The sequence below is a fragment of the Burkholderia sp. BCC0322 genome (assembly GCF_902833045.1).
Lineage (GTDB): Bacteria > Pseudomonadota > Gammaproteobacteria > Burkholderiales > Burkholderiaceae > Burkholderia.
The window spans coordinates 12,274-35,505 of record NZ_CADFDU010000015.1 but is presented as its reverse complement, the minus strand read 5'-3'; the positions used below and the strand labels follow the sequence as shown (position 1 = coordinate 35,505).

Sequence of the window (23,232 nt, the reverse complement as noted above, 5' to 3'; positions counted from 1 at the left end):
GTGGGATTGAGCGATGCGAGGCGGCGATTGCCGGATCGGTGAGGTGGCGTACGGTTTGCGCCAGATTAGCGCGTTAAAATATGGTTTCCCGGAATATATGTGGACTAGTCGCCGTATTTTATTTTTTGTCTTTTGATTATTTTCGTTTGAAAATAAATCAAATCGGGCAAATGTCGTGCGGCGTCGCTTCGATATACCGGACTGTGATCCGGATGAAGCGAGGCCGGTGCCGGGGTGGGCCATTTGCTCCGACGGCGAACGTCGCTGTCTCGCCTGCGCACGACGTCACCGCCGCGATCGGACGCGGCGGGCCATCGGCTTGCCGCGCAGCGGGGAAAAGGTGAAGGGAAGAGGGCGCGGGCGTGCCGGGCTCAGAAGTCGATCGCGTCGTCGGAATCGACTTCGTCGGCAGTGGCGAGCGCCTCGCGTGCGCCGCGCGGTGCCGACGCCGATGCGTCGAGCGCCGGATTGCGCAGCTTCTCGAGCACGCATTCGGGCACCGGGATCCGCATCCGCGCGGCGACGTCGCCGCACTGGAACATGATCAGCTCGCCCGGTTCGAACGCGGTCCAGACCTCGTTGTCGGTGAGCGGCTGTGTCGCGATCACGGCGACCCGATCCTCGGGCGTCGTGTATTTCGCGAAGTCGATCGACAGGTCTTCGTCGACGAGGTGCGCCGTCGAGAACGGCCAGCGCCGCACGAGGTAGTGCAGCCGCGTCGAGCAATGCGCGAACAGCGCCTGGCCGTTCGACATCAGGAAGTTGAACACGCCGTGATCGGTGATGCCGCGCGTCAGCTCGCCGACGCGCTCGAACAATTCGGGCAACGGCGGCTGCGCGCCGGGGAACGCTTCCCGCAGCCCCTGCATCAGTACGCAGAACGCCTGTTCGCTGTCGGTCGTGCCGACCGGATGATAGACGCTGCCGTCCATGTCCGGTGCGTAGTCGTGCAGGTCGCCGTTGTGCGCGAAGATCCAGTGCCGGCCCCACAGCTCGCGCATGAACGGATGGCTGTTCTCGAGCAGGATGTGGCCTTGCGTCGCCTTGCGGATGTGCGCGATCGTGTTCTTGGACTTGATCGGGTAGCGCTTCACCATTTCGGCGATCGGCGACGTGGCCGAGGCCTGGTGATCGATGAACAGGCGGCAGGCCTTATCTTCGAAGAACGCGATGCCCCAGCCGTCGGCATGGTGATCGGTGAGCCCGCCCCGGGCCGCGAAACCTGTGAAGGAGAATGTGACGTCCGTCGGCGCGGCGCAGTTCATTCCTAAGAGTTGGCACATTTTACTTGGGGCAGCAGGCTGAGGCGGGGGGTAACGAACCGGGCGAACCCCGGTACAATGCGGCTTCTAGCATATCACCGAGCCCCGAGCGGTAAAAAGCGGATTCCGCCGGCCGAAGGCCCCGTGTTGCGGTTTGCCGTCAGTCGGCCCGCGCACGCGCGATCCGGCCCCGCCGATGGCCCGGCCGTTCCTCACGACGCCTCCTATGACTGCCTCGAACGCTTCCTCCCCGGCGACGCTCTCGCTCGCCCGTCCCGACGACTGGCACCTGCACCTGCGAGACGGCGACATGCTGGCCGCCGTGCTGCCGCACACCGCGCGCCAGTTCGGTCGCGCAATCGTCATGCCGAACCTGAAGCCGCCGGTGACGACCACCGCGCAGGCGCAGGCCTATCGCGAGCGCATCCTCGCCGCGCTGCCGGCCGGGATGACGTTCGAGCCGCTGATGACGCTGTACCTGACCGACAACACGCCGCCGGACGAGATCCGCCGCGCGCGCGAAAGCGGCTTCGTGCACGGCGTGAAGCTGTATCCGGCAGGCGCTACGACGAATTCCGACCACGGCGTCACCGATCTCGCGAAATGCGCGAAGACGCTCGAGGCGATGCAGGAAAGCGGCATGCCGCTGCTCGTGCACGGCGAGGTGACCGATGCGTCGATCGACTTGTTCGACCGTGAGAAGGTCTTCATCGACCGCGTGATGACGCCGCTGCGCCGCGATTTCCCGGGCCTGAAGGTCGTGTTCGAGCACATCACGACGAAGGACGCGGCCGACTACGTGCGTGACGCGGACGCGGCGCCCGGCCTGCTCGGCGCGACGATCACCGCGCATCACCTGCTGTACAACCGCAATGCGCTGTTCGTCGGCGGGATTCGCCCGCATTACTACTGCCTGCCGGTGCTGAAGCGCGAGACGCATCGCGTCGCGCTGGTCGAGGCCGCGACGTCGGGCAACCCGCGCTTCTTCCTCGGTACCGACAGCGCGCCGCATGCGCGCGACGCGAAGGAAGCCGCGTGCGGCTGCGCGGGCTGCTACACGGCGCTGCACGCGCTCGAACTGTATGCGGAAGCGTTCGATCACGCCGGCGCGCTCGACAAGCTGGAAGGCTTCGCGAGCTTCTTCGGTGCCGATTTCTACGGGCTGCCGCGCAGCGCCGAGACGGTCACGCTGCGTCGCGAGGCATGGGAACTGCCGCGCGAGATCTTCGCGGGCGATACGCCCGTCGTGCCGCTGCGCGGCGGCGAGACGATCGGCTGGAAACTGGCGTGACCTTCATGCCGCCGCACGCACGTGGGTCATCGAAGTGAGTGCCGGCTATTTTCGTGGCCCGACGCGCAACGCATCGCGTATGTCGACCCGTGCGTTGCCGCCGAGCTCGCGGCGAGCACACTGACGAGCCGCGCGTTCGCACCGCTCCCGGGGCCCGGCGTGCCGGGTTGGCGCGACGCGAATGCCGAGGCGGCGTCCTGCACCGATCCGGCCGTGTTTTGCAGCGGCCGCCGCTCGCGTGCTGCCGGCGGCGGCGCGCAGTGCTAGAATGCGCGTCGCAAAGCAGGCCAGGCAGTCGCGGCCTCGCCGCCTTCGGGCGCGCGGGGGCGAGGAAAGTCCGGACTCCACAGGGCAGGGTGATGGCTAACGGCCATCCGTGGCGACACGCGGAACAGGGCAACAGAAAGCAAACCGCCGATGGCCCGGCGCAAGCCGGGATCAGGTAAGGGTGAAACGGTGCGGTAAGAGCGCACCGCGGCGACGGCGACGTTCGCCGGCACGGTAACCTCCACCCGGAGCAATTCCAAGTAGGCAGGCGCGCATTTTCGGATGCAGGACGGGGCCCCCGTCTCGTCTGCGGGTAGGAAGCTTGAGCGCGTCAGCAATGGCGCGCCTAGAGGAATGGCTGCCACGCGTTGCGTGCCTCGGCGCGCAGCGTGCACAGAATCCGGCTTATCGGCCTGCTTTGCCGTTCGAATGCGAAAGGGCCGGCGTCTCCCCATGGAGCGCCGGCCTTTTTCATGCGCGCTCGCCGCGCATTCAGGCGGCGACGATGTCGAACGAGTGCGTGAGTTCGGCCGTCTTCGCGATCATGATCGACGCCGAGCAATACTTGTCGTGCGACAGGTTGATCGCGCGCTCGACCGTGGACGGGTTCAGGTTGCGCCCGGTGACGGTGAAGTGGAAGTGCACCTTCGTGAACACCTTCGGGTCTTCACTTGCGCGCTCGGCCTTCAGCGTGACCGAGCAGCCGCTGACTTCCTGGCGGCTCTTCTTCAGGATCAGCACGACGTCATAGGCCGTGCAGCCGCCGGTGCCGAGCAGCACCATTTCCATCGGGCGCGGCGCCAGGTTGTGGCCGCCGCCTTCGGGCGCGCCATCCATCGTAACGAGGTGGCCGCTGCCGGTCTCGGCGGAAAACGCCATGCCGTCCTGACCCATCCAGTTTACTTTGCATTCCATGCTTGCACTCCAGCGTTGCCTGATTCGGATTCGATCCGGCATTGTAGCCCGCTGCGCAACGGTCGGCTGATGCGCTGCACGACACGCAATGTCGGCGCCTCGCGAGTGGCGCGCCGGACGGCCAATTCCCTCTGGTATTTAGGGGTTTTGCTCTAGAAAAGGGCGGTTCTCGAACCTGGTCGATGGCATCAGGTGTTTGATTTTAAATGGAAAATGCATTTTTCAAACGCGCCGCGAGAAATTCCGCATTATGGTGTTTGATTTCGTAATGCAAATTTTCTTGTGAAGTTGGCGGCGCGTTCGTATAATGAGCCTCATTGGTTGTCGCGCTGCGGCAACCTCCGAATGTCTCCTCCACCCTCCTCCTATGGTGGATTAAGCCCGAACCAGCCGTTCGGGCTTTTTTTCGTCCGATGCAAGCATCGGCGCACGGCTTGTGCGCGTCGGCATCGTTACACCGGCTGCTTTGCGGCCGGCTGAGATGTCGCGCCGGGCGGCGTGCCGGGCGAGCGTGCTTCAGGTGCCGGCGCGTGGACGGCCGACGCATGGCCCCCCCGTGCGCAGAAGTGGCGGACGCGTTCGCGCACTGCGCGCAGGCGGGCGACGCGATCCTCGGCATGGGCGGCGCGGGCTTCGGCAATGCGCGTATCGAGTGCGTCGAGCTTGGCTTCGCAGTCGGCGCGGGCGGCGACGGCAGGCGCCGCGGCGGCCAGCAGGGCGGCCGCAAGGAAGGGCGTAAATCGTTGATTCATCATGCTTGTTTGTTGTTTTCCGTATTCGGCCGGTCTGGCGCGGGAAGGTCATGTGCCGCGCGTCGATGGGTGCCTCCCCGGGCGCTCGGTTCGCCTGGCTTGTCGGGGCACGAACGGATTTTGGCCCATTTCGGCCGCCTTGGGCACGGGAAGCGGATTCCCTTTGACCGCGTTGCCGCATTTCCTTTATAATTCAGGGCTTTTCCGCATTCATGCCCACGGAAAAAGAACAGGGAGAGCCTGCACCGCGCCTCGAAGCGCACACAGACAAGCAGGAAGAACACATCGGGCAAAGCAATTTTTTTGGATCGATCATGAAGACGTTTTCCGCAAAAGCCCATGAGGTGACGCGCGAATGGTACGTGATTGACGCGACGGATAAGGTTCTCGGCCGTGTTGCCAGCGAAGTGGCACGCCGTCTGCGCGGCAAGCACAAGCCTGAGTTCACCCCGCACGTCGACACTGGTGATTTCATCATCATCATCAACGCAAGCAAGTTGAAGGTCACGGGCAACAAGACTCTGGACAAGAAGTACTACCGTCACTCGGGTTACCCGGGCGGTATCTATGAAACGACGTTCGGCAAGATGCAAGAACGCTTCCCGGGCCGCGCGCTCGAGAAAGCGGTCAAGGGCATGCTGCCGAAGGGCCCGCTCGGCTACGCAATGATCAAGAAGCTGAAGGTCTACGCTGAAGCGACGCATCCGCACTCGGCTCAACAGCCGAAAGCGCTCGAGATCTAAGGGGAGCCCACATGATCGGTAACTGGAACTACGGTACGGGCCGCCGCAAGAGCGCAGTCGCACGTGTCTTCATCAAGGCTGGCAAGGGCGACATCATCGTCAACGGCAAGCCCATCGCTGACTACTTCTCGCGCGAAACGTCGCTGATGATCGTGCGTCAACCGCTGGAACTCACGAACCACGGCCAGACGTTCGACATCAAGGTCAACGTCAACGGCGGCGGCGAAACGGGTCAGGCAGGTGCAGTGCGCCACGGCATCACCCGTGCACTGATCGACTACGATGCGACGCTGAAGCCGTCGCTGTCGAACGCAGGCTTCGTCACGCGCGATGCACGTGAAGTCGAGCGTAAGAAGGTCGGTCTGCGCAAGGCACGCCGCGCCAAGCAGTTCTCGAAGCGTTAATTCCGCTTCATGGCCTCGCCGCTTCCGGGCGGCGTCCGCCGGAAAAACCGCCAGCGTTCGCGCTGGCGGTTTTTTTATGTCCGTTTCCAGGCGCGTGCCGCCGCGGCCCGCGCGGGCGCGTTTGATGAAATCGACAAGAACCTATTGATTTCATGGACATCAGCACGATCTTCTGATCGGCCCTACAATAGCGGCTAAAGCTTTTTGGAGAGTTCGCAATGAACGCTGTTACCGAATCCGCAGCAACGACGGCCGAAATGCCGGTTCCGTTCGTCTTCACCGACGCCGCGGCCGACAAGGTCAAGCAACTGATCGACGAAGAGGGCAATCCCGACCTGAAGCTGCGCGTGTTCGTGCAGGGCGGCGGCTGCTCCGGCTTCCAGTATGGCTTCACGTTCGACGAGGAAGTCAACGAGGACGACACCGTGATGAACAAGAACGGCGTCCAGCTCCTGATCGACTCGATGAGCTACCAGTACCTGGTCGGCGCCGAGATCGACTACAAGGACGACCTCAACGGCGCCCAGTTCGTGATCAAGAACCCGAACGCGAGCACCACCTGCGGGTGCGGCTCGTCGTTCTCGGTCTGAGCGCACGGCAGATCCGCGCCGGTTCGCCGGCATGAAAAACGGGGCTTCATGCCCCGTTTTTTAATGTCCGCGCGTAATGGCGATGCGGCGCCCGCCGTGCGGCAGGCGTCGCGTCAGCGCGGGTAGAGCGCGCCGAGCACGCGATTGCCGGCCGCCCCGGTGACCGTCGCGAGATTGCCGGGCTGGCGTGCGGTGAAGCGGTACGCGAGCCACGCGAATGCGAGCGCTTCGACCTGCTGCGGCGGCACGCCGAGCGCGGCCGTCGTATCGACCGTGGCCGGCACGCCGGCCGCGTCCAGCGCATGCCGGAGCGCGTCGAGCAGCACCGGATTGCGTGCGCCGCCGCCGCAAACGAACATGGCCTTGCAGCCCGCTGCGTGCTGCGCGATCTCGCGTGCGACCGACACGGCGGTGAGCGCGGCGAGGGTCGCCTGCACGTCCTCTGGCGCGACCTGTGCGAACGCGACGAGCTTCGCGTCGAGCCATGCGGGATTGAACAGGTCGCGCCCGGTGCTTTTCGGCGGTGGTGCAGCGAAATACGGCTCGTCGAGCAGCGCGTCGAGCAGCGGCGCATGGACGGTGCCGCGCGCGGCGAACTTGCCGCCGTCGTCGTATGGCTTGCCGAGGTGGCGGGTCGCCCATTCGTCGAGCAGCGCATTCGCGGGGCCGCAGTCGAAGCCGCGCACGTCGCCGCCTTCGCCGGGCAGGATCGTGATGTTGCTGATCCCGCCGAGATTGCAGACGACGCGCGTCTCGCCCGGTGCGCCGAACACCGTGGCATGGAAGGCCGGCGCGAGCGGCGCGCCATGGCCGCCTGCCGCGACGTCGCGGCTGCGGAAATCGGCGATCACGTCGACCTGGGTCAGCTCGGCGAGCAGTGCCGGGTTGTTGATCTGCCGTGTATAGCCGCGCTCGGGGCGATGGCGCACGGTCTGGCCGTGCACGCCGATCGCGCGGATCTCGTCGCGCGACAGCCCGGCCGTGCGCTGCAATTCGTGGCAGCACACCGCATAGCGCGTGACCAGCGCGTTCGCCGCGAGCGACTCGCGGTCGATTTCGTCATCGCCGGGTTGCTGCAGTGCGAACAGCGCGTCGCGCAGCGATTGCGCGAAGCCGACGAACGCTTCCGCGAGCACGATCGGCGCCTTTCCGGCCTCGAAACGGACGGCGACGCCATCGACGCCGTCCATGCTGGTTCCCGACATCAGCCCGAAGTAGATGCCGTCGGCCGGATGGGCGTATTGCGGCTGTCGTTGCGGCACGTTGGGTTCTCCTGGATCGTGCGGCGCGGGCCGGTGCCGCGCGCCTTGCGCCCGATTATCCGCGCAACGTGACGCGCCGTTAAGCGATGGGCGCGCAAGTTATGGGAAAATCCCTGTTTTTGCGACATTCTTCCTGGCACCGATGAGCACCGAACCCAGTTCCAAGCCCGTTTTCCCGATCACCGACGAAGTCCGGCATGCGCTCGCCGTCACGAAGCGCGGCGTTGACGAACTGCTGGTCGAGGAAGAGTTCGCGCAGAAGCTCGCGCGCAGCGCGGCGACGGGCACGCCGCTTCGCATCAAGCTCGGCCTCGACCCGACCGCGCCTGACATCCACATCGGCCATACGGTCGTGCTGAACAAGATGCGTCAGCTGCAGGACCTCGGCCACACGGTGATCTTCCTGATCGGCGATTTCACGTCGCTGATCGGCGACCCGTCGGGCCGCAACGCGACGCGCCCGCCGCTCACGCGCGAGCAGATCGAATCGAACGCGAAGACCTACTTCGAGCAGGCCGCGCTCGTGCTCGACCGCGACAAGACCGAAATCCGCTACAACAGCGAATGGTCGATGCCGCTCGGCGCGGACGGGATGATCAAGCTCGCGTCGCGCTACACGGTCGCGCGGATCCTCGAGCGCGAGGATTTCACGAAGCGCTTCCAGGGCGGCGTGCCGATCTCGATCCACGAATTCCTGTACCCGCTGATGCAGGGCTACGACTCGGTCGCGCTGAACGCCGATCTCGAGCTCGGCGGCACCGACCAGAAGTTCAACCTGCTGGTCGGCCGCGAGCTGCAGAAGCAGTACGGCCAGGAACAGCAGTGCATTCTCACGATGCCGCTGCTCGAAGGCCTCGACGGCGTCGAGAAGATGTCGAAGTCGAAGGGCAACTACGTCGGCATCAGCGAGCATCCGAACGACATGTTCGGCAAGCTGATGAGCATCTCGGACACGCTGATGTGGCGTTATTTCGAGCTGCTGTCGTTCCGCCCGATGGACGAGATCGCCGGCTTCAAGCGCGAGATCGAGGGTGGCCGTAACCCGCGCGACTTCAAGGTGCTGCTCGCGCAGGAAATCGTCGCACGCTTCCACTCGCAGGCCGACGCCGAGCGTGCGCTCGAGGACTTCAACCACCGCGCGAAGGGCGGCGTGCCGGACGACATCCCGTCGGTCGCGCTCGCGGGCGCGCCGCTGGCGATCGGCCAGCTGCTGAAGCAGGCCGGCCTCGTGCCGTCGACGAGCGAGGCACTGCGCAACATCGAGCAGGGCGGCGTGAAGATCGATGGCGCGACCGTGTCGGACAAGGGCCTGAAGGTCGAAGCCGGCGAGTTCGTCGTGCAGGTCGGCAAGCGCCGCTTCGCACGCGTCACGCTGACCGCATGATCGCGCTGATCCAGCGCGTGAAGCGCGCCGACGTGCGCGTCGGCGACCGCACGACCGGCGAGATCGGCGCGGGCCTGCTCGCGCTGGTCTGCGCGGAGCGCGGCGACACCGACGCAGCGGCCGACAAGCTGCTCGCGAAGATGCTCGGCTACCGCGTGTTCAGCGACGCCGCCGGCAAGATGAACCTGCCGGTGTCGAATATCGACGGTGAGGGCCGCGCAGGCGGCCTGCTGCTCGTGTCGCAGTTCACGCTGGCGGCCGATACCAACAGCGGGCTGCGTCCGAGCTTCACGCCGGCCGCGCCGCCCGACGAAGGCGCGCGGCTGTTCGACTATTTCGTCGCGGCCGCGCGTGCGCGCCATCCGGTCGTCGAGACGGGCGAGTTCGGCGCCGACATGCAGGTGTCGCTCGTCAACGATGGCCCCGTGACTTTCTGGCTGCAAGTGCGGCCCTGATTCTTCCCCGGAGACGCGCCGCGATGGCCACCACGCAGATTCTTTTCATCCGCCATGGCGAGACGGCCTGGAATCGCATCAAGCGCATCCAGGGCCATATCGACATCCCGCTCGCCGAAACGGGCCTCGAGCAGGCGCAGCGGCTCGCCGTGAGGATCGCGCGTGAGGCGCGTGACGGCGCACGGCTCGACGCGATCTATTCGAGCGACCTGATGCGCGCGCAGCAGACCGCGCAGCCGTTCGCCGACGCGCTCGGGCTTTCGCCGCGGCTGCGAGCAGGGCTGCGCGAACGTTCGTACGGCCAGTTTCAGGGGCACGACAGCGCCGAGATCGAGACGTTGTTCCCCGACGCCTACGCGGCCTGGCAGACGCGCGACCCCGGCTTCGCGCCGGAAGGCGGCGAGTCGCAGCGCGAGTTCTACCACCGCGTGCTGCATGCGCTCGAACCGATCGTGGCCGAGCATCCGGGCGGCCGGATCGCGTGCGTCGCACACGGCGGCGTGCTCGACAGTGTGTACCGGTTTGCGAACGGCATCGAGCTGTCGGCACCGCGCAACTATCCGCTGCTCAATACGAGTATCAACGTCGTCGATTACGTCGATGGCCGCGCGCAGATCGTGCGGTGGGCCGACGTGTCGCACCTGGACGCCGCAAGCGACGACGACGGGTATCGCAAGGTGCTCTGAGCCCGCAGCCCCGTCCGGCGTCGCCGGCCGGGGCTTTCTTCCTGCGCGGCGCTGGCGGCTTATTGCGGCAGTGCGTGGCGCGTCTTGTAGTCGAGCGCGTAAGCGATCTTGCCGGGCTTGTCCGCCGTGATCGGCTGGCGCAGCTTGTCGAATTCTCCCTTGTTGTACTTCTTCCCGCCGTTGATCGCGTCCGCGCGTCCGAGGTCGGCGCCCGTCTTGCCGCCGATCACCGGGTCCGTGGCCGCGACCATGCGCGTCGACGCATTCCAGACCGCGTTCAGGTAGCCCGTGTCGGCCTTCGCCGGATCCGGGTCGGTCGTGCCGGCGCGCGTCAGGTCATAGCCGGCGAGCGCGAACGTGCCCGGTTGCGCGCGCAGCCAGTCGGCCCAGTAGAACTCGAGGTAGTCGGTGGCTTGTGCGGGTTTGCTGTAACCGATGTCGCGCGTGAAATAGACGAGCGAGCGGTAGCGGTCGTTCGTCATCCCGAGTTTCACGCCGAGCCCGGTCGGCAGTTGCGCGGTCGTGATCGCGTTGCCTTCGCCGTTCTTGAGGCGCAGATAGCCTCGGCTCTGCATCTGCTGCCAGAACGCGTCGCCCGAGTAGTCGCTAAGGTTGTCCTTGACGACGACGTGCACGTGCAGCGCCGGGCCGCCGTCGGGTGTCTCGTAGTAGGTCGACAGGCCGTGGTGGCCGTCGGTCAAGTACAGCGCATCGCCGTTCGGGCCGATCACGACCGGGTTCAGCACCGAACGGTCGCGGGCGTTCGCGTCGGTCGTCGTGCACGTGTAGCTCGCGGGCTCGCGCAGCGTCGACTTGCCCGTGTAGCCGCCCGAAGCGACGCCGCCGAGCCCTTCGTCCGCGCAGAAGTCGTCGAATTTCTTGTCGGGCTGCAGCTCGTAGCGGCCGAGCTTGTAGTAGATCTGGTCGTAGCCGATTGCACCCTGCGTTGGGTGGAGGTCGCCGAGCGTCACGTCGATCAGGTCGCCCGCGCGAGCGGCCTTCCACTTGCCCGGTTGCGGCGTGACGGTGGCGGGCGGCGTGGGGGCCGGTGTGGTCGGGGTGCCGCCGGAAGGCGTTTGTGCGTCCGAACGCGCGACGGCGGTGACGTCGTCGCCTCCGCAGGCGGTGAGGGCGAAGACGGTGAACAGGCTGGCGGCAAGGGCGAAACGGATCGGCAGGCGTGGCATCGCTGGCATCGGGTGTCGGTCGGGTTGGCGGGACACCGCGCGGGTCACGGACAGGCGGGACGTACGGCACGTGCGACCGTGCGCGGGTGCAAGCCCGTCAGCTTGTCACAGGTATTTGACAGTAAATTGAAATGATAGGAGGAAGCGGATCGTCAGGTGGGCGGATTGCCGTCGGGCGGTGTCGCAGTGGCGCGGCGGCGCGCACGTTTTGATGCGCCGTTCACGAGCGCCCAGCGGAGTACGGGGGCGACGACCCGGATGCCGGGCCGGACCACCGCGCGTCGCAGCGGTGCGAACGCCGACACGCCGAGCATGCGCTGCGCCCACGGCGGCAGCAGGTCGATTCCCGCATGCATCACCAGCGACGCGGCCGGCCGCAGCGCGGGCTTCGCGACCGGCACGTTCAACAGGATGGACATCACGTCGAACGTGCGCTGCCCGGCCTCGAGCTCGGGCTGCATGCGCGCGAGATAGGCGGCCACCTCGGCACGCGAACGGGGCACCTCATGCGCGCCGAGCAGTTCGGCGATCAATGCCGTTTCGGCGTAGTAGCGGTCCTGCAACTCGCCTGGCAGCGCCGGATTCACGTAGCGCAGATGCGCGGCGAGGAAACTCGACACTTCCGCGACATGCACCCAGGTCAGCAGCGCCGGATCGTCCGCGCGGTATGGCCGACCGTCCGGCGCGGTGCCCGATATGTGCGCGTGGATCGATTTCACTCGCTCGATCAGCGCGAGTGCGTCCGCGCGACTGCCGAACGTCGTCCCCGTGATGAACGTGGCGGTGCGCCGCAGGCGGCCGAGGATGTCTGTGCGGAACGACGAGTGATCCCAGACGCCCGCGAGGGCCAGCGGGTGGAGCGCCTGCAACAGCAGCGCGGCGATGCCGCCCGTCATCATCGACGTGAAGTCGGCATGCACGCGCCAGCAGACGGCATCCGGACCGAACAGCCCCGGGTCTCCCGGCGGCGAAGAGAGGTCGAGTGACGGGCCGCCGCCGCCCGCTGTCAGGTGCGTGACGCCGGCCACGAGCCGCTTGCGGATCGGCTCGGCCCAGCGCGGGCCCGGGGCGGGTGCGGCAGGGTGGGAGCTGGGCGGTGTCGTCATGGCAGGTGCGGCTCGGGCGACGGGTTACTTCCCGTCGGGGGTATCCCACTCGCCGCGTTCGGTGCGGCCGGTGTCGGGCACGGAAAGCCCGAAGTGGCGATACGTGAGCAGCGTCGCGACGCGACCGCGCGGCGTGCGCTGCAGGAAGCCCTGCTGGATCAGGTACGGTTCGAGGACGTCCTCGATCGTGTCGCGCTCTTCACCGATCGCCGCGGCGAGGTTGTCGATACCGACCGGGCCGCCATCGAACTTGTACAGGATCGCCTCGAGCAGCTTGCGGTCCATCAGGTCGAAGCCGACCGGATCGACGTCGAGCATCGCGAGTGCGGCATCGGCGACGGCCGCGGTGATCTGGCCGTCGGCTTTCACTTCCGCGAAGTCGCGCACGCGGCGCAGCAGCCGGTTCGCGATCCGCGGCGTGCCACGCGCGCGCTTCGCGATTTCGAGCGCGCCGTTCGGATCGATCTGCGCGTTCAGCAGCGACGCCGAGCGCCGCACGATGCGCGACAGTTGGTCGGCGTCGTAGAACTCGAGGCGCGCGACGATCCCGAAACGATCGCGCAGCGGGTTGGTCAGCATCCCGGCGCGGGTGGTGGCGCCGACCAGCGTGAACGGCTGCAGGTCGAGCTTCACGCTGCGCGCGGCCGGGCCTTCGCCGATCATGATGTCGATCTGGTAATCCTCGAGTGCCGGATACAGGATTTCCTCGACGACCGGCGACAACCGGTGGATCTCGTCGATGAACAGCACGTCGTTCGCTTCGAGGTTCGTCAGCAGCGCCGCGAGATCGCCCGCGCGCTCGAGCACGGGGCCCGACGTCTGGCGCAGGTTCACGCCCATCTCCCGCGCGATGATGTGCGCGAGCGTCGTCTTGCCGAGGCCCGGCGGCCCGAACAGCAGCACGTGGTCGAGCGGCTCGGAGCGGCGCTTGGCGGCTTCGATGAAGATCTCGAGCTGGCCGCGCACCTTTTCCTGGCCGACGTAGTCGTCGAGCTGGCGCGGCCGCAGCGCACGTTCGAACACCTCCTCGTGCGACGAGGCGGGCGAAGCGGCGATGATCCGCTGCTCGGTGGCGAGTTTGTCGGTTTCAATCATGCGGCCATTGTACCGCGCGCCGATGTCCCGACTACCTGGCCGAACGGCCGACTGGCGAGCGCCGCGCGGCCGCGCGACACTGGCCTCAACGCACCGGTTGGCGGCGCGTCATGCGGTCGTTACACCTTCGACAGCGCCTTCAAAGCGAGCTTGATGCCTTCGGATACGCCGGTGCCCGCCGGCACGTTCTTGATCGCGGCAAGGCCTTCCTTTTCGGAATAGCCGAGCGCAAGCAGCGCGTTGAGGATGTCGGTCGCATGGTCGGACTGCGATGCGGCACCGGCGAGCGCGCCGAGATCGGCGCCGAGCTTGCCCTTCAGTTCGAGCAGCAGGCGCTCGGCCGTCTTCTTGCCGATGCCGGGCACGCGCGTGAGGCGCGCGGCGTCCTGCATCGTCACGGCCTGCGCGAGCTCCTGCACGCTCATGCCGGACAGCACGGCGAGCGCCATGCGCGCGCCGATGCCGGTGATCTTCAGCAGCTCGCGGAAGGTCGTGCGCTCCTGCGGCGTGAGGAAGCCGTACAGCAGATGCGCGTCCTCGCGGACGATCTGCTGCGTGAGCAGCACGACGCGCTCGCCCGTTTGCGGCAGGTTGTAGAAGGTGCTCATCGGCACGTCGATTTCGTAGCCGACGCCGTTGCAGTCGACGAGCAGGTGAGGCGGGTTCTTTTCGAGCAGGATGCCGGCGATGCGACCGATCATGGATGGCGGGATACGAGGAAGAAAGCGCGAGTGTAGCGCACGCGCGGCGCCATGCCGACGGGATCGGCCATCGGCCCGGGGCGATGCGCGCCGCATGTGCGTCGCGCGCGGGCACCGCGGCCGGTCCGGCGTGCCGCGTGAGGGCGCGCCGGTGTCAGCCGACCAGCCGCCCGCGCCGCACGCGCAGCCCTTTCTTCGCGAGCGCGGGCGCGAGGCCGCCGAGCGCGCTGAGCGTGTTGCCGCCGTGCGCGTGGCAGATCGCCATGCCGAGCGCGTCGGCCGCGTCGGAGCCCGGTTGTCCGGAGAGGTTGAGCAGCCGCGTGACCATTTCCTGCATCTGCGTCTTGGTCGCGCGGCCGTAGCCGACCACCGCCTGTTTGAGCTGCAGCGCCGTGTATTCGGCGACGGGCAGGCCGCCCGCGACGAGGCCGCAGATCGCGGCGCCACGCGCCTGGCCGAGCAGCAGCGTCGACTGCGGGTTCACGTTGACGAACACTTTTTCGATCGCGGCCTGGTCGGGTGCGTGCTCGCGCACGATGGTCGATACGCCCTGGAAGATCGTGCCGAGCCGGGTGGCCAGGTCGGCGGTCGGCGTGCGGATCACGCCGCTCGCAACATACGCGAGCCGGTGGCCGCTGACGTCGATGATGCCGAAGCCGGTGACGCGCAGGCCGGGGTCGATGCCGAGAATTCGCATGGGTAGGGAGAAAAGCCTGATGCAGCGATACTACAACGAATGGTGCGGTGCGCTGGCCGCACGGCCGCGTGCGAGGGCGCCGCGCAATAAAAAACCCGGCGGGTGCGATGCCGCCGGGTTGTCGTGCAGCGGCCGCGCGGGCCGCGCGCGATCAGTGACGGAAGTGGCGCACGCCCGTCAGGATCATCGCGATGTTGTGCTCGTCGGCTGCAGCGATCACTTCGTCATCGCGCATCGAGCCGCCCGGCTGGATCACGCAGGTCGCGCCGGCCGCCACGACGACGTCGAGGCCGTCGCGGAACGGGAAGAACGCGTCCGATGCCACGGCCGAACCGGCCAGCGTCAGGCCCGCGTTCTGCGCCTTGATGCTCGCGATGCGCGCGGAATCGACACGGCTCATCTGGCCTGCGCCGACGCCGAGCGTCATGCCGTTGCCGCAGAACACGATAGCGTTCGACTTCACGTACTTCGCGACACGCCAGGCGAACAGCAGGTCGTCCATTTCCTTCGGCGTCGGGTGGCGCTTCGTGACGACGCGCAGCTCGTGCGGCTGCACGTTCTTCGAGTCGAGCGACTGCACGAGCAGGCCGCCGCCCACGCGCTTCAGGTCGAACGCGTTATGGCCGTCGCCCAGCGCGATTTCGAGCAGGCGCACGTTCTGCTTCGCGGCGAACACCTGCTTCGCGGCGTCGGAGAACGACGGTGCGATCAGCACTTCGACGAACTGCTTCGCAACCGCTTGCGCGGCCGCTTCGTCGACTTCGCGGTTGAACGCGATGATGCCGCCGAAGGCCGACGTCGGATCGGTCTGGAACGCCTTCGCGTATGCGTCGGCCGAGTCGTTGCCGACCGCGACGCCGCACGGGTTCGCGTGCTTGATGATCACGCAGGCCGGCGCGTCGAACGTCTTCACGCATTCCCACGCCGCGTCCGAATCGGCGATGTTGTTGTACGACAGTTCCTTGCCCTGCAACTGGCGGTAGTTCGCCAGCGCGCCGGCCGGGGTCGCGAGGTCGCGGTAGAACGCGGCGCTCTGGTGCGGGTTCTCGCCGTAGCGCAGGTCCTGCACCTTGTCGAACGCCATGTTCAGCGTCGCCGGGTACGCGCTGCGCGATGCGTGCTTCAGCTCGTCGGTCAGGCTCGTCAGGTAGTTCGTGATCGCGCCGTCATATTGCGCGGTGTGCGCGAACACCTTCGTCGCGAGGCGGAAGTTGGTCGCATAGCCGACCGCATTGCCGTTCGCCTTCATTTCATCGAGCACGACCGCGTAATCGGCCGGATCGACGACGACCGTCACGTCGCGGTGGTTCTTCGCGGCCGAGCGCAGCATCGTCGGGCCGCCGATGTCGATGTTCTCGATCGCGTCGGCGAGCGTGCAGTCGTCCTTCGCGATCGTCGCGACGAACGGGTACAGGTTCACGACGAGCAGGTCGATCGTCGGGATGCCGTGCTGTTCCAGCGCCTGCATGTGCTCGGGCAGGTCGCGGCGAGCCAGGATGCCGCCGTGCACCTTCGGGTGGAGCGTCTTCACGCGCCCATCGAGCATTTCCGGGAAGCCCGTGTAATCGGCCACTTCGGTAACGGGCAGCCCCGCGTCGGCGAGCAGTTTCGCGGTGCCGCCCGTCGACAGCAGCTTGACGCCGAGGTCGGACAGCGACTTCGCGAAGTCGACGATGCCGGTCTTGTCGGAAACGGAAATGAGCGCTTGCTTGATCATGATGGAACCACCAATAGCCAGGGAAATGGGGACGGGACGGCCGCCTACAGCAGGCCGTGCTGCTGCAGTTTCTTGCGCAGCGTATTGCGATTGATGCCGAGGTACTCGGCGGCGAGCGACTGGTTGCCGCCTGCCTGTACGAGCACGACCTCGAGCATCGGCTTTTCGACGCAGGACATCACCATTTCATAGACGTCGTGCGGATTGGAGCCGTCTAGATCCCGGAAATACACGTCCAGGCTCTCGCGGACACATTGTTCGATGTTGTGCTTGCTCATGCTGCTAACTGGTTATGGTCGTCCGACTCGCCCTGGCCGTTTTCCTCTTCGTCATCGACGTAGACGAGGTGGTCCGACAGCGCCTTTTGCGCCTCGAAGAAGGCATTGACGGCGGCGAGCTGCTCGCGGGTGGAATCGAGCGTGTTCATCCTGTGCCGGAACCCGTTGGCACCGGAAAGGCCGCGAGTGTACCAGCCGATGTGCTTGCGCGCAGTACGGACTCCCGTGAATTCACCATAGAAAGCGTAGTGGTCTTCCAGGTGTTCGTTCATCACGTGCTGGATCTCGTCGATCCGCGGCGGGGGCAGCAGCTCGCCGGTTTGCAGGAAATGGTCGATTTCGCGGAACAGCCATGGCCGACCTTGCGCTGCGCGACCGATCATCAGTGCGTCGGCGCCGGTTGCGTCGAGCACGGCCTTTGCCTTCGCGGGCGACGTGATGTCGCCGTTCGCGACCACCGGAATCCGCACCGCCGCCTTCACGGCCGCGATGGTTTCGTATTCGGCGTCGCCGCGGTACAGGTCGGCGCGCGTGCGGCCGTGCACGGTGAGCATCGAGATGCCGGCGGCTTCGGCCAGGCGCGCGACCGTGATCGCGTTCTTGTGCTCGCGATCCCAGCCCGTGCGGATCTTCAGCGTGACGGGCACCGCATCGGGCCCCGTGCCGACCGCCGCGACGACGGCCTCGACGATGCGCTGCACGAGCGGCTCGTTCTGCAGCAGCGCGGAGCCGGCCGCGACGTTGCAGACCTTCTTCGCCGGGCAGCCCATGTTGATGTCGATGATCTGTGCGCCGTTGTCTACGTTGTAGCGGGCCGCTTCGGCCATCATCGCCGGATCGGCGCCGGCGATCTGGACCGCAATCGGCTCGACCTCGCCTTCGTGGTTCGCGCGCCGCATCGTCTTCGCGCTTTTCCACAGCTGCGCGTTGGACGCGACCATCTCGGACACGGCGTAACCGGCTCCCAGCCGCTTGCAGAGCTGGCGGAACGGACGATCCGTGACGCCGGCCATCGGGGCGACGAACAGGTTGTTACGCAATACGTGAGGGCCGATAACGGGCATCGCAAGGGCACCGCCTGCGGCGGGCGCGGGCAGGGAAGGGGCAGACGGAAACGCGCATTTTACCGTATTCCCATGCCCCGCCGATTTGACCCGGTTTGAGTGGCGCGACTGTGTGCGCCGCGCGTCAGTTGCGCTGGCCGAACATCATCTGGCGCGCGATCACCTTCTTGAGCGGCGGCACGAACTCGAGCGCGGTGAGCGCGGCGCCGCGCAGCAGCGGGAGCGGGCCCGAGTCGATCGTGAACAGGCGAGCCAGCGTGTCGGTCGCGCCGATCGTGAGGCGCCGGTCGAGGGCGCGTCGCGCGTTGAAGGTGGCGAGTGCGGTGGCTTCGAAGCCTTGCGCGGACAGCGTATCGACGAGCGTATGCGCATCGCGCAGCCCGAGGTTGAGCCCCTGGCCTGCGACGGGGTGCAGGGTTTGGGCGGCATTGCCGACGATCGCGACGCGGCCGTTGACGAGCGTCTGCGCGGCGTTCAGGCCGAGCGGGAACGACGCGCGGCCCGCGATCGCGACGAACGCGCCCATGCGTTCGCCGAACGCGGCGCCGAGTTCGCGCAGGAACGCGTCGTCGGGCAGCGCGGCACGGCGCGCGGCCTCGTGGGGCGTGCAGCACCAGACGAGCGCGTACTCGGCCTGGCGCGGCCCGCCGAGCGGCAGCAGCGCGAGCGGGCCTTCGTGCGTGAAGCGTTCCCACGCGACGTTCGGGCGCGGCGCCGATACGGTGACCGTGCCGACGAGCGCGGTCTGCCCATAGTCGCGGCGATGCTTGGCCGTATCGACCTGCTGTTCGTGGAACAGCCCGCCTTCGGCGTTGATGGCGATACGTGCGCGCAGCGTGCGCTCGCCTTGCGGGCCGTCGAGCGTCAGCGTGACGCCGTCGGCGTCCTGTTGCGGCGCGCGCGCGGTGGTCGACGTGAGCCAGTCGACACGCGTGCCGCGCACGGCGCCCGCGAGCGCCTGCATGAGCGAGCCGTAGCGCACGACATAGCCGAGCGCGGCGAGGTCGTGCTCGTCGCGGTCGATCAGCGTGCGGCCGAAATGGCCGCGCTGCGAGACGTGGATGTGTTCGATCGGCGTCGCGTCGGCGGGCCACGCGAGGGTGTCGAGCAGCACGCGGCTGCCGTGCGACACGGCGATCGCGCGCGGGTCGTTCGCGCTCGCGGCCGGTTCACGTGCATCGATCAGGGCGATCGATGCGTGCTGCGTCGCGCTGCGGCGCGCGAGCCAGCCGGCGAGTGCGAGCCCGACGGGGCCCGCGCCGACGATGGCGAGGTCATAGGCCGGCGTGGCCGGGGAGGAAGCGGTCGTCATCTTGATTCGTGAAACGGAGGTAACGGTCGGCGATAGCCGGTCATGCGCCCGCGCGCATCAGCGCTTCGATCTCGTCCGCCGCGACGGGCACGCCGCGCGTGATCAGCTCGCAGCCGTGCTCGCGAACGATCGCGTCGTCCTCGATGCGGATGCCGATGTTCCAGTACTCGGACGGCACGTCGTCGGCGGCGCGCACGTACAGGCCCGGTTCGATCGTCAGCGTCATGCCGGTTTTCAGCGTGCGCCAAGGCAGCGCGCCGTTGGCGTCACGCTCGGCGAGCCGCTCGCGGTAGTCGCCGCAATCGTGCACGTCCATGCCGATCCAGTGGCCGGTGCGGTGCATGTAGAAACGCGCGTAGGCGCGCTCGGCGATCACGTCGTCGACGTTCGAAAAGCGCGTTTTCGGGATGATGCCGGTGTCGAGCAGCCCCTGCGCGAGCACGCGCACGGCGGCGTCGTGCGGCGCCTCGAACGGCACGCCGGCGCGGGTCGCGTCAATCGCGGCCTGCTGCGCGGCGAGCACGATGTCGTACAGCGTGCGTTGTGCAGGCGAGAAGCGCCCGTTGGCCGGGAACGTGCGCGTGATGTCCGACGCGTAGCCGTCGAGTTCGCACGCGGCGTCGATCAGGATCAGGTCGCCGTCTTTCGCGGCCGCGTTGCCGGCCGGGTAGTGCAGCACGCACGCGTTCGCGCCGGCCGCGACGATCGAGCCGTACGCGGGCGACTGCGCGCCATGCTTGCGGAACACGTACAGCAGCTCGGCCTCGAGTTCGTATTCGCGGATACCGGGGCGGCACGCCTGCATCGCACGGCGGTGCGCGAGCGCGGAGATGTGCGCGGCGCGCATCATGATCGCGAGCTCGTGCTCGTCCTTCACGAGCCGCATGTCGTCGAGCAGCGGCGTGAGGTCGAGCATCGCGTCCGGCGCGGCGACGCCCGTGCGCGCCAGCGTGCGCACCGCGTCGATCCAGCCCGCGAGCTGGCGGTCGAAGTCGGCCGATGCGCCGAACCGGTAGTGCACGGTGCCCGCGTCGGCGAGCAGGCGCGGCATCTCGGTATCGATCACGTCGACCGCGAACGCCGCGTCGAAGCCGAACGCGTCGCGCGCGGCTTCGGGCCCGTAATGGAAGCCTTCCCAGATTTCGCGGTCGGGATTCTTGCCGCGGCAGAACAGGATCGACTCCGGCGCACCGTGCGGCGCGGCCGCGTTCAGCACGAGGACGGCATCCGGCTCGCTGAAGCCCGTCAGGTAGTGGAAGTAGCTGTCGAACCGGTACGGATAGTCCGTATCGCGGTTGCGCGGCACTTCGGGCGCGGTGGGGACGATGGCGACGCCGCCGCCGGCGGCACGCAGTGCGGCAAGCACGCGTTCACGGCGCTGGCGGTAGACGTCGACGGCGATGGCGGTATCGAGGGGCGCGTTCATTCGTGCGATTGTAGCGCCGCGGGACGCCGTGCGTGAGAGAGGGGGCGGGAAGCGGCCCTGGAAGGGCCGGGCGGCGGTTGTTGCAAACCATCCACAGGCCGTCCGGGCGATTTTCTGTCGCGCGACGCTGGCCGGTTATGATCGGCGACAACGTATACTCTCGGCGGTTCCCTTAAAAAGGCAGATGATGAAATTAATCGGTTCGCTCAGCAGCCCGTACGTCCGCAAGGCGCGGATCGTGCTGGCTGAAAAGAAGATCGACTACAAGCTGGAGCTCGAGAACGTGTGGGCGCCGGAGACGGATATTCATGCATCGAATCCGCTCGGCAAGGTCCCGTGCCTCGTGATGGAGGATGGTGCCGCGGTGTTCGATTCCCGCGTGATCTGCGAATACGTCGATACGCTGTCGCCGGTCGGCAAGCTGATTCCGCCGTCGGGCCGCGAGCGTCTCGAGGTGCGGTGCTGGGAAGCGCTGGGCGACGGCGTGATCGACGCGGCGGTCGCGATTCGTCTCGAACACACGATGCGCGACGAGGCGCAGCGCAGCGCGAGCTGGATCGCGCGCCAGCAACGCAAGATCGACGACGGTCTCGTCGCGATGTCGCAGGGCCTTGGCGGCAAGACGTGGTGTGTCGGTAATCATTACACGCTCGCCGACATCGCACTCGGCTGCGCGCTCGGCTATCTCGACTTCCGGATGCCCGATCTCAACTGGCGCGATCGCCATCCGAACCTTGACAAGCACTTCGCGAAGCTGCTGCAACGGCCGTCGTTCGCCGACACGCTGCCGCAGAACTGAGCCGCACGCGACGCATTCACGCGTCGACGGATTCGGCAGACAAAAGAAAAGCGCCCCGCGGGGCGCTTTTCTTTTTGCCGGGCCGCCCCGCGGCGGGGGGCTCGCCCGCGTCATTCGATCGACGCGTACACGGCCTCGCCGAGCGTGAACGAATCGCTGCGCGCAATCGGCCACCACTTGTCGTATAGCGTAAAGCCGCACGTGTTGCCGTCGAGCAGCGCGCCGGGCTTCAGGTACTTCAGCAACTGCGACATCAGCCGGACCTCGTGCGGCGCGATGCGCTGCACGATGTGATGCGCACGCAGCTCCGACGGATGCGCGAGGCCGGCTGCCTGCACGAGCTCCTGCAGCGCGTGCAGCGTATTGCGGTGGAAGTTGTACACGCGGTCGGCCTTGTCGGGCACGACGAGCGCGCGCTGGCGCACCGGGTCCTGCGTTGCGACGCCGGTCGGGCAACGGCCCGTGTGGCAGGTCTGCGCCTGGATGCAGCCGACCGCGAACATGAAGCCGCGCGCCGAGTTCACCCAGTCCGCGCCGATCGCGAGCGTGCGGGCGACATCGAACGCGCTGATGATCTTGCCGCTCGCGCCGATCTTCACGCGATCGCGCACGCCGATCCCCACGAGCGTGTTGTGCACGAGCAGCAGTCCTTCCTGCAGGGGCACGCCGACGTGGTCGGTGAATTCGAGCGGCGCCGCGCCCGTGCCGCCTTCCGCGCCGTCGACGACGATGAAGTCCGGCACGATGCCGGTCTCGAGCATCGCCTTCGCGATCCCGAAGAATTCCCACGGATGGCCGACGCACAGCTTGAAGCCGGTCGGCTTGCCGCCCGACAGCGTGCGCAGCCGCTCGACGAATTCGAGCAGCCCGCGCGGCGTCGAGAACTCCGAGTGCGTCGCGGGCGAGATGCAGTCCTTGCCCATCGGCACGCCGCGCGTCTCGGCGATTTCCGGCGTGATCTTCGCGGCCGGCAGCACGCCGCCGTGGCCGGGCTTCGCGCCCTGCGACAGCTTCACCTCGATCATCTTGACCTGCGGATCGGCGGCCTGCTTCGCGAACCTGTCGGGGTTGAACGTGCCGTCGTCATTGCGGCAGCCGAAGTAGCCGGACGCGATTTCCCAGATGATGTCGCCACCGTTTTCGCGGTGGTACTTCGACAGCGAGCCTTCGCCCGTGTCGTGCGCGAACCCGCCTTTCTTCGCGCCGAGGTTCAGCGAGCGGATCGCGTTCGCGGACAGCGAGCCGAAGCTCATCGCCGAGATATTGAAGATCGAAATGTCGTACGGCTGCGCGCGATTCGCGCCGACGCGGACGCGGAAATCGTGGTTCGGCAGTTTCGTCGGCGCGAGCGAGTGGCTGATCCATTCGTGCGCGACGGCCTTCACGTTCAGCTCGGTGCCGTACGGGCGATTGTCGGCGACGTTCTTCGCGCGCTGGTAGACGAGGCTGCGCTGCGCGCGCGAGAACGGCTTCTCGTCGGTGTCGTCCTCGACGAAATACTGGCGGATTTCAGGTCGGATGAATTCGAACAGGAAGCGGAAGTGGCCCCAGAGCGGGTAGTTGCGCAGGATCGCGTGGCGGTCCTGCCTCAGGTCGTACAGGCCGAGCGCGACGAGGGCGAAGGGAATGATGACCCAGAACCAGGAAAGCGCGTGGATCGAGGCGAGCGCGGCCGCAGCGACGAGCAGCAGGACGGCAAACCACATCGCCAGATAGCGTCGTGAAAGCATGGGGACTCCGTAAGAATCTTGAAATACCGCCATGCGTGCGCTGCGCGGCGGCGTGCCGGCCGCGGCGGAATCGTGTTCTGCCGGGCGCGGCGTGCCGCAAGTCTAAACC

At 67.0% G+C, this 23,232-nt stretch carries 24 protein-coding genes, 1 other RNA gene and 1 pseudogene; 11 read left to right on the top strand and 15 right to left on the bottom strand.

The features are described from left to right. Positions 1-371: 371 nt before the first annotated feature. Positions 372-1,283, bottom strand: coding sequence for a class II glutamine amidotransferase (locus HWX39_RS30215; protein ID WP_175971341.1), 912 nt, complete (start codon positions 1,281-1,283; stop codon positions 372-374). A 205-nt stretch (positions 1,284-1,488) separates the two neighbouring features. On the opposite strand from HWX39_RS30215, the gene pyrC reads away from it, so the two are divergent. The 3 genes and pseudogenes from pyrC (at position 1,489) to rnpB (ending at position 3,244) form a co-directional block, all read left to right on the top strand. After that, on the top strand, positions 1,489-2,553 hold the full coding sequence (gene pyrC / locus HWX39_RS30210) for a dihydroorotase (protein WP_175971340.1): 1,065 nt from the start codon (positions 1,489-1,491) through the stop codon (positions 2,551-2,553). Between the two features lie 22 nt (positions 2,554-2,575). Further along, positions 2,576-2,820, top strand: a pseudogene (locus HWX39_RS30205) (DUF3025 domain-containing protein); the annotation flags it as partial. A 12-nt stretch (positions 2,821-2,832) separates the two neighbouring features. Then, an RNA gene (gene rnpB / locus HWX39_RS30200) (RNase P RNA component class A) lies at positions 2,833-3,244 on the top strand. 68 nt (positions 3,245-3,312) lie between these two features. Here rnpB and HWX39_RS30195 read toward each other — a convergent pair. Next, complete coding sequence (locus HWX39_RS30195; RefSeq protein WP_175971339.1) at positions 3,313-3,777, bottom strand: OsmC family protein; 465 nt, start codon at positions 3,775-3,777, stop codon at positions 3,313-3,315. 410 nt (positions 3,778-4,187) lie between these two features. Next, the gene (locus HWX39_RS30190) at positions 4,188-4,490 is read right to left on the bottom strand and encodes a DUF1090 family protein (protein ID WP_175971338.1); all 303 of its coding nucleotides are present in this window, start codon (positions 4,488-4,490) and stop codon (positions 4,188-4,190) included. 311 nt (positions 4,491-4,801) lie between these two features. Between HWX39_RS30190 and rplM the strand changes: the two genes are divergently transcribed. From rplM to erpA, 4 genes are read left to right on the top strand one after another with little or no spacing between them, the layout of a single operon-like run. Next, complete coding sequence (rplM, locus tag HWX39_RS30185) at positions 4,802-5,230, top strand: 50S ribosomal protein L13 (protein ID WP_009687896.1); 429 nt, start codon at positions 4,802-4,804, stop codon at positions 5,228-5,230. Positions 5,231-5,241: 11 nt separating this feature from the next. Next, complete coding sequence (gene rpsI, locus HWX39_RS30180; protein ID WP_011883283.1) at positions 5,242-5,634, top strand: 30S ribosomal protein S9; 393 nt, start codon at positions 5,242-5,244, stop codon at positions 5,632-5,634. A gap of 9 nt (positions 5,635-5,643) precedes the next feature. Beyond that, positions 5,644-5,832: a hypothetical protein gene (locus HWX39_RS30175; RefSeq protein ID WP_175971314.1), complete on the top strand. Its 189-nt coding sequence runs from the start codon at positions 5,644-5,646 to the stop codon at positions 5,830-5,832. Between the two features lie 20 nt (positions 5,833-5,852). Continuing rightward, positions 5,853-6,224, top strand: a complete 372-nt coding sequence (gene erpA, locus HWX39_RS30170; protein WP_011350956.1) for an iron-sulfur cluster insertion protein ErpA — start codon at positions 5,853-5,855, stop codon at positions 6,222-6,224. A 113-nt stretch (positions 6,225-6,337) separates the two neighbouring features. Here the strand turns inward: erpA and HWX39_RS30165 are convergent, their stop codons facing one another. Continuing rightward, on the bottom strand, positions 6,338-7,486 hold the full coding sequence (locus HWX39_RS30165) for an anhydro-N-acetylmuramic acid kinase (RefSeq protein ID WP_175971337.1): 1,149 nt from the start codon (positions 7,484-7,486) through the stop codon (positions 6,338-6,340). A gap of 142 nt (positions 7,487-7,628) precedes the next feature. Here HWX39_RS30165 and tyrS point away from each other — a divergent pair, with 142 nt between their 5' ends. From tyrS to HWX39_RS30150, 3 genes are read left to right on the top strand one after another with little or no spacing between them, the layout of a single operon-like run. Next, a complete protein-coding gene (tyrS, locus tag HWX39_RS30160; RefSeq protein ID WP_175971336.1) occupies positions 7,629-8,870 on the top strand; it encodes a tyrosine--tRNA ligase in 1,242 nt (413 codons plus the stop codon). Then, the gene (gene dtd / locus HWX39_RS30155; RefSeq protein WP_011350959.1) at positions 8,867-9,325 is read left to right on the top strand and encodes a D-aminoacyl-tRNA deacylase; all 459 of its coding nucleotides are present in this window, start codon (positions 8,867-8,869) and stop codon (positions 9,323-9,325) included. Before tyrS ends, dtd begins: the two co-directional genes overlap by 4 nt. Positions 9,326-9,348: 23 nt before the next feature. Continuing rightward, the gene (locus tag HWX39_RS30150) at positions 9,349-10,011 is read left to right on the top strand and encodes a histidine phosphatase family protein (protein ID WP_175971335.1); all 663 of its coding nucleotides are present in this window, start codon (positions 9,349-9,351) and stop codon (positions 10,009-10,011) included. Positions 10,012-10,070: 59 nt separating this feature from the next. Here HWX39_RS30150 and HWX39_RS30145 read toward each other — a convergent pair whose 3' ends face one another. The 10 genes from HWX39_RS30145 to HWX39_RS30100 all read right to left on the bottom strand — a co-directional run bounded on the left by HWX39_RS30145 (position 10,071) and on the right by HWX39_RS30100 (position 20,594). Then, on the bottom strand, positions 10,071-11,198 hold the full coding sequence (locus HWX39_RS30145; RefSeq protein WP_175971334.1) for a ParB/Srx family N-terminal domain-containing protein: 1,128 nt from the start codon (positions 11,196-11,198) through the stop codon (positions 10,071-10,073). Between the two features lie 152 nt (positions 11,199-11,350). Continuing rightward, the gene (locus HWX39_RS30140; RefSeq protein WP_175971333.1) at positions 11,351-12,304 is read right to left on the bottom strand and encodes an oxygenase MpaB family protein; all 954 of its coding nucleotides are present in this window, start codon (positions 12,302-12,304) and stop codon (positions 11,351-11,353) included. A gap of 24 nt (positions 12,305-12,328) precedes the next feature. After that, positions 12,329-13,399, bottom strand: a complete 1,071-nt coding sequence (gene ruvB / locus HWX39_RS30135; protein WP_175971332.1) for a Holliday junction branch migration DNA helicase RuvB — start codon at positions 13,397-13,399, stop codon at positions 12,329-12,331. A gap of 119 nt (positions 13,400-13,518) precedes the next feature. After that, entirely contained in the window at positions 13,519-14,100 is a 582-nt protein-coding gene (gene ruvA, locus HWX39_RS30130) for a Holliday junction branch migration protein RuvA (protein WP_175955727.1), read from the bottom strand. Positions 14,101-14,254: 154 nt separating this feature from the next. Continuing rightward, positions 14,255-14,797 carry a crossover junction endodeoxyribonuclease RuvC gene (ruvC, locus tag HWX39_RS30125; protein WP_175971331.1) on the bottom strand — a complete coding sequence of 181 codons (543 nt, stop codon included), beginning with the start codon at positions 14,795-14,797 and terminating at the stop codon, positions 14,255-14,257. A gap of 151 nt (positions 14,798-14,948) precedes the next feature. Further along, positions 14,949-16,514: a bifunctional phosphoribosylaminoimidazolecarboxamide formyltransferase/IMP cyclohydrolase gene (gene purH, locus HWX39_RS30120; RefSeq protein ID WP_175955731.1), complete on the bottom strand. Its 1,566-nt coding sequence runs from the start codon at positions 16,512-16,514 to the stop codon at positions 14,949-14,951. A 44-nt stretch (positions 16,515-16,558) separates the two neighbouring features. Continuing rightward, positions 16,559-16,792 (bottom strand): Fis family transcriptional regulator, encoded by a 234-nt coding sequence (locus tag HWX39_RS30115; protein WP_006476892.1) that lies wholly within the window; start codon positions 16,790-16,792, stop codon positions 16,559-16,561. Further along, positions 16,789-17,856 carry a tRNA dihydrouridine synthase DusB gene (dusB, locus tag HWX39_RS30110; RefSeq protein ID WP_085041740.1) on the bottom strand — a complete coding sequence of 356 codons (1,068 nt, stop codon included), beginning with the start codon at positions 17,854-17,856 and terminating at the stop codon, positions 16,789-16,791. Before dusB ends, HWX39_RS30115 begins: the two co-directional genes overlap by 4 nt. A gap of 124 nt (positions 17,857-17,980) precedes the next feature. Then, on the bottom strand, positions 17,981-19,168 hold the full coding sequence (locus tag HWX39_RS30105; RefSeq protein WP_175971330.1) for a UbiH/UbiF/VisC/COQ6 family ubiquinone biosynthesis hydroxylase: 1,188 nt from the start codon (positions 19,166-19,168) through the stop codon (positions 17,981-17,983). A 40-nt stretch (positions 19,169-19,208) separates the two neighbouring features. Then, positions 19,209-20,594: an aminopeptidase P N-terminal domain-containing protein gene (locus tag HWX39_RS30100; protein ID WP_175971329.1), complete on the bottom strand. Its 1,386-nt coding sequence runs from the start codon at positions 20,592-20,594 to the stop codon at positions 19,209-19,211. Positions 20,595-20,778: 184 nt separating this feature from the next. On the opposite strand from HWX39_RS30100, the gene HWX39_RS30095 reads away from it, so the two are divergent. Next, positions 20,779-21,393 (top strand): glutathione S-transferase N-terminal domain-containing protein, encoded by a 615-nt coding sequence (locus HWX39_RS30095; protein WP_175971328.1) that lies wholly within the window; start codon positions 20,779-20,781, stop codon positions 21,391-21,393. 110 nt (positions 21,394-21,503) lie between these two features. On the opposite strand, the gene HWX39_RS30090 is transcribed toward HWX39_RS30095, so the two are convergent. Beyond that, complete coding sequence (locus HWX39_RS30090; protein WP_175971327.1) at positions 21,504-23,123, bottom strand: FMN-binding glutamate synthase family protein; 1,620 nt, start codon at positions 23,121-23,123, stop codon at positions 21,504-21,506. Positions 23,124-23,232: the final 109 nt, after the last annotated feature.